Genomic DNA, 8819 nt, shown 5'->3' on the forward strand with positions numbered 1-8819 from the left:
GGTCTGGCGCGCCGCCCCCGGCCTCGCCCGCCCGCTCGACGGCGCGGACCTGCTCGACGCGCTGCGGGCGCAGGCGGTGCCGGCCTACGAGGTCCGCGTGCGCGCGCCCGGCCTCGAGGCGCTCTACCTCGACGCCCTCGACGGCGGCCCCGCGGGCCTGCGCCTGGCCGAGGCCGCGCGATGATCGGCGCCGCCTTCCGCGTGATGTGGATCAGCCTGATCCGCGACCGCGCCGCCCTGACGATGGCCTTCGTGCTGCCGACCGTCATCTTCGTGATCTTCGCCGCGATCTTCTCGGGCGCGATCGGCGACCGCATCCGCATCCATCTGGGGCTCGCCGACCTCGCCGGCACCCCCACCACCGAGCGCCTGATGAAGGCCTTGGAGGCCGACCCGTCGCTGCGCGTGACGCGCCTGCCCGAGCGCGACTTGGCCGGAATCGTCGCCGCGGTGCGCCGCGGCGACGTCGACGTGGCGCTGGTGATCCGCAGCGACCTCGCGGCACCGGCGGCCGGTGCGGCGTCCGAGCAGCCGGTGGTGCTGGTCGAGAGCCCGGCCAAGGCGCTCGCCACCCCGATCGCCCTCGGCCAGCTCCAGCGGGTGCTGAACGAGGCGCTGCCCGACGTGGTGCTGTCGCGGGTCGTCGCCGACGTCGAGCGCAGCGGCAAGATCGGCGCCGACGAGCGCGCCTTCCTCGACGAGGCCTTCGCCGAGCAGCGCGCGAAGAAGGAGCCGTTCAGCTTCGCCTCGCTGGTCGAGCGGCGCAGCACCGCGGAAGGCGCCGCCAACGAGCGCGTGCGCTACTATGCCGGTGCGATCACCGCGGTGTTCCTGCTGTTCGCCGCGATGCAGGGGGCGATGTCGCTCACCGAGGAGCGCGCCACCGGCCTCGCCGACCGGCTGATGGCGGGGCCCGGCGGCCTGGGCGTCATCGTGCTGGGCAAGTTCGCCTTCCTCACCGTGCAGGGCGTCGCCCAGGCCGGGCTGATCTTCGCGGCCGCGGCCCTGCTCTACGGCGTCGAGATCGGCCCGCACTGGCCGGCCTTCCTCGTGACCTGCGCGCTGGTCTCGGCGATGGCGGCCGGGCTCGCGCTCGCCGCCTGCGCCGCCGCCGCGACCCGCCAGCAGGCGCACCTCGCCTCGACCTTCGGCGTGCTGCTGCTCTCGGCGGTCGGCGGCAGCATGGTGCCGCGTTTCCTGATGCCGCCCTGGTTGCAGCAGGCGGGCTGGTTCACGCCGAACGCCTGGGCGATCGAGGCATACCAGGGTGCTCTGGGCGACGGTCTTATCGCAGCGCTTCCTGCACTCAGTGTGATGACAACAATCGCTGTCCTATCGTTGATTTCTGCTTTGTTGCTGGTCACTCCAAGGCGCCGGCAGAAAAAATTTACCTAAAAATGCGTTAATTTTTTATTTTTTGGTCAGCGCTGAGGCGCAAGTCACTCCGATTATCTGGAAGGTTCCATATACTTTTCAGAAGTATTTCAAACATGTCGAGTTGTTCGGGCTGAGTTTCTTTTTTCGTGCGCCATCTGACATAAAATAGAAATGCCGGTTCAATTATATAAAAAATTTCTTCCCGAGGCCGCCATTCTAATATTTCAATATCTCGACGCTCCTGAAATTTACTTAATGCGCCGAGGGTTGAGTTTAATGAAGCCGCCGGCGGAAACTCCTCAACGGGAAGCCGAAGTTTATTCATCCTGTGATCGATATCTTTGCGGCTCAGCGAAAATTTAATTGGGTCCAACGTAAAGCAAGCTAGTACAAGCTCGTAAGTTTTATATTTTCGTGACGTTTCCCGGGGACCACGAATTAGCGTCGAGTAATATGACTCAAATTGTGTGTATCTTGATCTAGCAACGCTATGCAAGCTTCTTTCTACAGCATCCTTTCGCAAGGTAAGCTTCATTTTGCGGATTTGATCTGAATACTCAACGCCTTCTGTCGTAAGTGTCGATAAGCACGCCTGTTGCACAATTATCGGCAGGCCGGCCGCTTCAGAAGCGATAAAAATCCGAAGATCCTTTGCAGATTTCACAGAAAGATGATTCAGTCCGAGTTCACTAATTCGTTCTAAATCCTTTGATTCCCAATGGCCAACATCAATTTGCGAAATTCGCCCCACCAAATCCTTGTTGCTGTTTGCAATATCGACTGCCCGGTGAGTGGTTCCAAGGACAACAACAGAAACTTCGTTGTCTATAAATTGCTTCCATTGCTGAAATAGAAAAATTTTTTGCATGTCATCAAGGTAGTGAAAATCCTCAATAACTAAAACGCAATTTGTCGTTTTCAAAAGAGGGACAAGTAAATCTGGACCCGGGTCTGCGAGTACACGACGACGTGCTTCTGTTTCCCCTTTTTCGAGCCCAAGGCTGCCCTTTATTCTGGCATTGATGTCGGCGAGCCAAGCCCAATTAAGCTTGGATCCAAGCTCTAGTTCGCTGGAATTTTTAAAATTTTTATTTACCGTTTTTAATTCCAGTCTTTCAAAGCCAATAGCTTCGAGCGCTTGTTTCCATATGGTGTCACAATTTTTGTTTTTATCACACCGCACAATCAAGGGAATTTCGCCTCTTAAAGACAGCACCTCATGATAAAGGGTGGTTTTACCAGTTTTTGGACGGACCAGTAACAAGGCATAAGATGCCTTTTTCGTTCAATGGATTGTTTAGTTGAGCCTCTAATCTTCCATTATCACGCTTTACGTAGGTGACCGTTGGCTGGCCAATGGTTTTGAATACGTCCGATAGTTTTTCTCTCGCCATCGATAAATTCGCCAGCCCCATTAAATCATCGCCAATCATGTCTTAGAAGCCGCCAAAAATCAAGAAAAAGGCGATTGGCCATGCCTAGCGGTAAGGACCCTTTGAAAATTTTGTTATCTAAATTATTGTTTGTGTTGTCTTGTCTCATGCTTTATTGCTGATGGAATGGATTTTGATATATTTTATTTACGGGAATTAATAGATAATTTTGGCATTTGGTCTTTTGTGAAATTATTTCCCCTCGAGGGTTGAACCGCCTAGTAGTGACCATAGCAGCGACCTCTCTCCCGAATCTCGGATCGAATTCGCACGCTTACGGTGACATCCATCGCCGCGACCCGGTGGCGCGTTGACCGCCGATCGGTTCTGCCTAGCTTCAATCGAGGGGACGCCGTCGTCGCGGGCGTGCCGGGAGTATCGAACGCCATGAGCCAGGATTCCACGGTCGCCGTCGTCGGCAGCGGGCTCGGCGGCTTGGCCGCCGCCTGCGTGAGCGCGGCGCGCGGACACCGGGTCACGGTCTACGACAAGAACGACTGGCTCGGCGGAAAGGCCGCGGTGCTGCACGAGGGCGGCTTCCGGTTCGACATGGGGCCGACGATCCTTACCGTGCCGCGCGTGCTGGAGCGCATCTTCGCCGAGGCGGGCCGCAACCTGCACGACTATCTCGACCTGCGCCGGCTCGATCCGCAGTGGCGCTGCTTCTTCGACGACGGCACCCGCATCGACCTGATGCAGGACGTCGCCCGCATGGCCGCCGACATGGATCGCTTCGCGCCGGGCGCTGGGAGCGGCGAGGGCTACAGGAAGTTCCTGGAGGTTTCCGAGAACCTGCACCAGATCTCGGAAAAATTCTTCTTCTGGAAGCCGGTGGAGGACCTGTTCGACACGATCAACGTCCGCGCGAACCTCAACCCCGGGACCTTGCGCGACGTGCTCGCGCTCCGGATGCACGCCTCGGTGGCGAGCACGATCCGCGGCAAGGTGAAGGATGCGCGCCTGGCGCAGATGCTCGACCACTTCGTGCAGTATGTCGGCTCCTCGCCCTACGGCGCGCCGGCGGTGCTCTGCGCCATCGCGCACATGCAGACGGCGGAGGGGGTCTGGTACCCGATGGGCGGCACACGGGCCGTCGCCGAGGCGCTGGCCAAGCTCGCGACCGAGCTCGGCGCGACGCTGAAGCCGGGCGAGGAGGTGTTGGGCCTCGACGTCTCGGCCGGCGCGGTGAAGGGCGTGCGGACCAAGTCCGGCACCACCGCCTACGACGCGGTGATCTCGAACATGGATTCGGTGCGGACCTATAAGGAGCTGGTCGGCGGCGACGCCGGCAAGGCCTACGCGAAGAAGAACCCCGAGCCGGCCTGCTCCGGCGTGGTGCTCTACCTCGGCCTGAACAAGCGCTACGAGCACCTGAACCACCACGACTTCGTCTTCTCCAAGGACCCCGAGGAGGAATTCGACTGGATCTACCGCAAGGGCGAGCCGGCCCCGGACCCGACCGCCTACCTCGCGGCGCCCTCCTCCACCGATCCGTCGGTGGCGCCCGAGGGCGGCGAGGCGCTCTACGTCCTGGTCCACACGCCGTACCTGCGCCCGCACCACGACTGGAAGACGATGTTCCCGGCCTACCGGCAGGTGATCCTCGACAAGCTCAAGCGCACGGTCGGCATGCCCGACCTCGAGGAGCGCATCGTCGTCGAGCGCCACCTCACGCCGCAGGACATCCACGAGCGCTACCACGTGCTCAACGGCGCGATCTACGGGCTGGCCTCCCACGGCAAGGTCATGGGCGCGTTCAAGCCGGGCAACCGCTCGCGGCAAGTGCGCAACCTCTACCTCGCCGGCGGCGCCGCCCATCCCGGGCCGGGCATGCCGATGGTGATGATGTCGGGCTGGATCGCCGCCGACGCGCACGACGCCGACGCCCGCGGGCAGCTGCGCGAATCCGCGTGACCGGCGAAGCGGCACCCGGCATCCTGCCGCCCGGTCCGGTCCGGGATTGAACCCATGGCCGATGCGCCCGATCGCAGCCGCCGGTTCCGGGCGCCGCCGCCGGCCTCGCCGTTGGTGTGGCGGTTCATGGTCGCCTACTTCGATCGCTTCCTCCGGCGGCGGATGAACGCCCTGCGCCTCGCACGCTGGGGGGCGGCGCCGGAGCTCGGCCCGGGGCCGGTAGTGGTCTACTGCAACCATCCGGCCTGGTGGGATGCGGCGGTGATCATCCTGCTCGCCGAGCGCCTGTTTCCCGAGCGGTCGAGCTACGCGCCCTTCGACGCGCGGATGCTGGAACGCTACGGCGTCTTCCGCCGGATGGGCGCGTTCGGCGTCGACCTCGACACGCCGCGCGGCGCGGCGCAGTTCATGGCCGCCTCGCGCGAGATCCTGGCCCGGCCCGCGAGCGTGCTTTGGATCACCGCCCAGGGGCGCTTCGCCGACGTGCGCAGCCGGCCGCTTGCCCTGCGCGCCGGCGTCGCCCGGCTCGCCGAGATCGCGCCCGACGCGCAGTTCGTGCCGCTGGCGCTCGAATACGCGTTCTGGGACGAGAGCGGCGCCGAGGCCTGCGCGGCCTTCGGCCGACCCGTGTCCGGGCGGACCCTGGGCGATTTGCCCCGCGGCGCGCGCCTCGCGCGGCTGGAGGCCGACCTCACCGCCGTCCTCGATCGCCTGAGCGCCGACGTGATCGCCCGCGATCCGGCGCGGTTCCACGACCTCGCCGCGGGGCGCCAGGGCGTCGGCGGCCTGTACGACGGCTGGCGGCGGATGGCGTCGGCACTGCGCGGGCGGCGCTTCGAGGCCGGCCACCGGGCCGCGGCCGGGCGGGAGACCCGGGCCGAGAAAGCGCAGCGCTGATGGTCGACCTCGTGCTGCCCGCCCTCGCGATCCTGGCGCTCGCGGCCGCGCTCCTGCCGGCCGTCCTCGCCGCGATGAACCTGACGCTGCTGCGCACGCCCGAGCCGGACGGGCCGGAGGCGGGCCTCGTCTCGATCCTCATTCCGGCGCGCAACGAGGCCGCCCATATCGCGGCGACCGTTCGGGCGGCGCTCGCCGGCGTCGGCGTCGCCGTCGAGGTGCTGGTCGGCGACGACCACTCGACCGATGCCACCGCCGAGATCGTCGCGGGCATCGCCGCCGGCGAGCCGCGCCTTCGCCTCGTGCCTGTGCCGCCGCTGCCGGAGGGCTGGACTGGCAAGAACCACGCCTGCGCCCACCTCGCCGGCGAGGCACGCGGCGCGCACCTGCTCTTCGTCGACGCCGACGTGCGGCTCAAGCCGTTCGCGGCGGCCGGCCTTGTCGCCCATGCCCGCCGCACCGGATCGGGCCTCGTCAGCGCGGTGCCGCGGCAGGTGATGGGCACGCTCGGCGAGAAGCTCACCGTGCCGATGATCAACTTCCTGCTCGTCGGCTACCTGCCGGTGGCGATGATGCGCGCCTCGATGCGCCCGGCTTTGGGCGCGGCCTGCGGGCAGCTTTTGCTGATCGGGCGCGACGCCTACGCGGCGATCGGCGGCCACGGCGCCATCCGCCGCTTCCTGCACGACGGGGTGAAGCTGCCCCGGCTGCTGCGCGCGGCCGGACACCGCACCGACCTCGTCGCCGGGCACGCGCTTGCCGATTGCCGGATGTATACGGGATTCTCGCAGTGCTGGGCCGGGTTTTCGAAGAACGCCCACGAGGGCATGGCGACGCCGGTGGCGCTGCCGGTCTGGACCGCCCTGCTCGGCCTCGGCCACGTCCTCCCGCCCGTGCTGGTGCTGGCCGGCCTCTTCGGCGGCCTCGACGCCGCGACCTGGTTCCTGGCGCTCGCGGCGCTCGCCGTCTCGCTGGCGACCCGCACGGCGATCACCCTGGTGACCGACGAGCCGGCCGCGACCATCCCGCTCCACCCCGCGGCGGTCGTGGTCGCGCTGGCGATCCAGTGGAACGTGCTGCTGCGCCGCAAGCGCGCAGGCGCCGCCGTCTGGAAGGGCCGCAGCTATCCGACCGGCGGCGCCTGAGTCTCTGAGAGGATCCACGCCGCCGTCGTCGCATCCGCCTCGGCGATCGCGAGGTGCAGGACGATCGGCGTCTCGTAGGGATGGCGCGCCTTCAGGGCCGCGGCAAGGGTGTCCGACAGGCCCGTGCGCGTCTTCACGATTGCGACGACCTCGCTGCCGTGCTCGATCGCGCCCTTCCAGGCGTAGACCGAGCGCATCCCGGGCAGCACGTTGACGCAGGCGGCGAGCTTGTCCCGCACCAGCGTCTCGCCGACGGCGAGCGCCGTCTCGGCATCGGGGAACGTGGTATAGACGAGGAGCGGACGCTCCATGCTATGGCTCTCTGAACGACTGGGCGCACGCACGAAGCATGGTGCACGCGCACGATTGAGCCCCGCTCCGGCTCCGCGTCAACTCAGGTGGGTCCGGGTCACGCATGCCGCGCTTCCACAAGGTCGCCTTCGTCGCGAGCCCGACGCCCGACGCCCGCGAGGCGGCCGCCGCCTTGATGCGGCGCTACGACCACGTCGCGCCCGAGGAGGCCGACGTGGTGGTCGCCCTCGGCGGCGACGGCCTGATGCTGCAGGTGCTCCACCGCTTCATGGACGCGAAGAAGCCGATCTACGGCATGAACCGCGGCACCGTCGGCTTCCTGATGAACGAGTTCCGCGAGGACACCCTCCTGGAGCGCCTGGAGGCCGCGCATCGCAGCGTCGTCCACCCGCTGCTGATGGAGGCGCACGACACCGAGGGGCGCAGCCACCGCGCCCGCTCGATCAACGAGGTCTACCTGCTGCGCCAGACCCACCAGACCGCCAAGCTCAAGATCTCGGTCGACGGGCAGGTGCGGCTGCCCGAGCTGATCGCCGACGGGGTGCTCGCGGCCACCGCGGCCGGATCCACCGCCTACAACCTGTCGGTCGGGGGCCCGATCCTGCCGCTCAACGCCAAGCTCCTGGCGCTGACGCCGATCTCGGCGTTCCGGCCCCGGCGCTGGCGCGGCGCGCTGCTGCCGGACCACGCCCACATCCGGATCGAGGTGCTCGACGCCGAGCACAGGCCCGTCGCGGCGGTGGCCGACCACACCGAGTTCCGCCGGGTGTCGATGGTCGACACCTGGCTCGACCGGGAGACCGATCTCGTGCTGCTGCACGACCCCGGCCACAGCCTCGACGAGCGCATCCTGCGCGAGCAGTTCGGCTGAAGGCGCTCGCCTACGCAGCGAGATCCCTGCGCGCCCCGTAAGCGGCGAGCGCGCACAAAGTCTCCGTGAACGCCGCGCGGATCTCCGCCATCTGCCCCGCATCGGGGATGGTGCCCGAACTCCGAGCCCCGCCCTCGACCGCCGCGAGCAACCCGACCAGCCGCGTCGCGCCGATGTTCGCGCTCATCGACTTCAGGCCGTGGGCGGCGCTGGCGACGGTGCCGGCTTCGCCTCCGGGGATCGCGGCTTCCAGCGCGGTCAGCGCCGCCGGCGCCTGCCCGGTGTAGAGGCCGAGCACGCGCGCCAGGAAGGCGCCGTCGCCCATCTCGGCGAGGCCTTCGAGGGTTTCGCTGTCGAGGAGCCCGGGGGCGGAAGGCTGGTCCGAGCCTGCTTCGTCGAAGGCGTCCACCCGGGACGCAAGCGTGTCCGCACCGGGCGCGTCGGCCACGACGAAGCGGCCGAGCACCTGCGCGAGCTGGGCCAGGGTGAAGGGTTTTGCCAGCGTCCCGTCCATGTCGGCGTCCTGCCACGCGAGCGCGCCGTCGCCGATCACGTGCGCGGTCATCGCGACGATCGGCAGGCGGGCGGCGCCGGTCTCGGCCTCGCGGCGGCGGATCGCGCGCGTCGCCGCGAACCCGTCGAGGACCGGCATGCTGCCGTCCATCAGGACCAGATCGAAATGGGCGGCCGCGCTCGCGGCCATCGCCTGCGCGCCGTCCCCGACGGTGATCACGTCCGTCACGCCGCAGCGCGCCAGCGCCTCGATCGCGACCTCTAGGTTCACGGCGCTGTCGTCGGCGACGAGCACGCGGGCTTGAGGGAAGCGCGGCAGGGCGTCGGCGGAGGTAGTGGAACGCGGCGCGTTCGCGG

Annotated in this window: 8 protein-coding genes and 1 pseudogene; 6 read left to right on the forward strand and 3 right to left on the reverse strand. The window is 66.6% G+C overall.

The window, feature by feature from the left end:
- Positions 1–184, forward strand: a pseudogene (locus FV230_RS19875) (ABC transporter ATP-binding protein); the annotation flags it as partial.
- The gene (locus FV230_RS19880) at positions 181–1395 is read left to right on the forward strand and encodes an ABC transporter permease (protein ID WP_147843616.1); all 1215 of its coding nucleotides are present in this window, start codon (positions 181–183) and stop codon (positions 1393–1395) included. The pseudogene FV230_RS19875 and the gene FV230_RS19880, both read left to right, overlap by 4 nt.
- 7 nt (positions 1396–1402) lie before the next feature.
- On the opposite strand, the gene FV230_RS19885 is transcribed toward FV230_RS19880, so the two are convergent.
- Positions 1403–2641 carry a hypothetical protein gene (locus FV230_RS19885; RefSeq protein ID WP_147843617.1) on the reverse strand — a complete coding sequence of 413 codons (1239 nt, stop codon included), beginning with the start codon at positions 2639–2641 and terminating at the stop codon, positions 1403–1405.
- Between the two features lie 556 nt (positions 2642–3197).
- On the opposite strand from FV230_RS19885, the gene crtI reads away from it, so the two are divergent.
- The 3 genes from crtI to FV230_RS19900 all read left to right on the forward strand — a co-directional run bounded on the left by crtI (position 3198) and on the right by FV230_RS19900 (position 6766).
- Positions 3198–4724, forward strand: a complete 1527-nt coding sequence (crtI, locus tag FV230_RS19890) for a phytoene desaturase family protein (RefSeq protein ID WP_147843618.1) — start codon at positions 3198–3200, stop codon at positions 4722–4724.
- Between the two features lie 126 nt (positions 4725–4850).
- On the forward strand, positions 4851–5621 hold the full coding sequence (locus tag FV230_RS19895; protein ID WP_147843622.1) for a lysophospholipid acyltransferase family protein: 771 nt from the start codon (positions 4851–4853) through the stop codon (positions 5619–5621).
- Complete coding sequence (locus FV230_RS19900; protein WP_147843619.1) at positions 5621–6766, forward strand: glycosyltransferase family A protein; 1146 nt, start codon at positions 5621–5623, stop codon at positions 6764–6766. Before FV230_RS19895 ends, FV230_RS19900 begins: the two co-directional genes overlap by 1 nt.
- Here the strand turns inward: FV230_RS19900 and cutA are convergent.
- On the reverse strand, positions 6745–7077 hold the full coding sequence (gene cutA, locus FV230_RS19905; RefSeq protein WP_147843620.1) for a divalent-cation tolerance protein CutA: 333 nt from the start codon (positions 7075–7077) through the stop codon (positions 6745–6747). The genes FV230_RS19900 and cutA overlap by 22 nt on opposite strands.
- Positions 7078–7181: 104 nt before the next feature.
- Between cutA and FV230_RS19910 the strand changes: the two genes are divergently transcribed.
- The gene (locus tag FV230_RS19910) at positions 7182–7949 is read left to right on the forward strand and encodes an NAD kinase (protein ID WP_147726303.1); all 768 of its coding nucleotides are present in this window, start codon (positions 7182–7184) and stop codon (positions 7947–7949) included.
- A gap of 10 nt (positions 7950–7959) precedes the next feature.
- On the opposite strand, the gene FV230_RS19915 is transcribed toward FV230_RS19910, so the two are convergent.
- On the reverse strand, positions 7960–8819 hold an 860-nt coding region (locus FV230_RS19915), incomplete at its 5' end, for a response regulator (RefSeq protein WP_147843621.1).

This window comes from Methylobacterium sp. WL6, from assembly GCF_008040095.1.
In the GTDB taxonomy this organism is placed as follows: Bacteria; Pseudomonadota; Alphaproteobacteria; order Rhizobiales; family Beijerinckiaceae; genus Methylobacterium.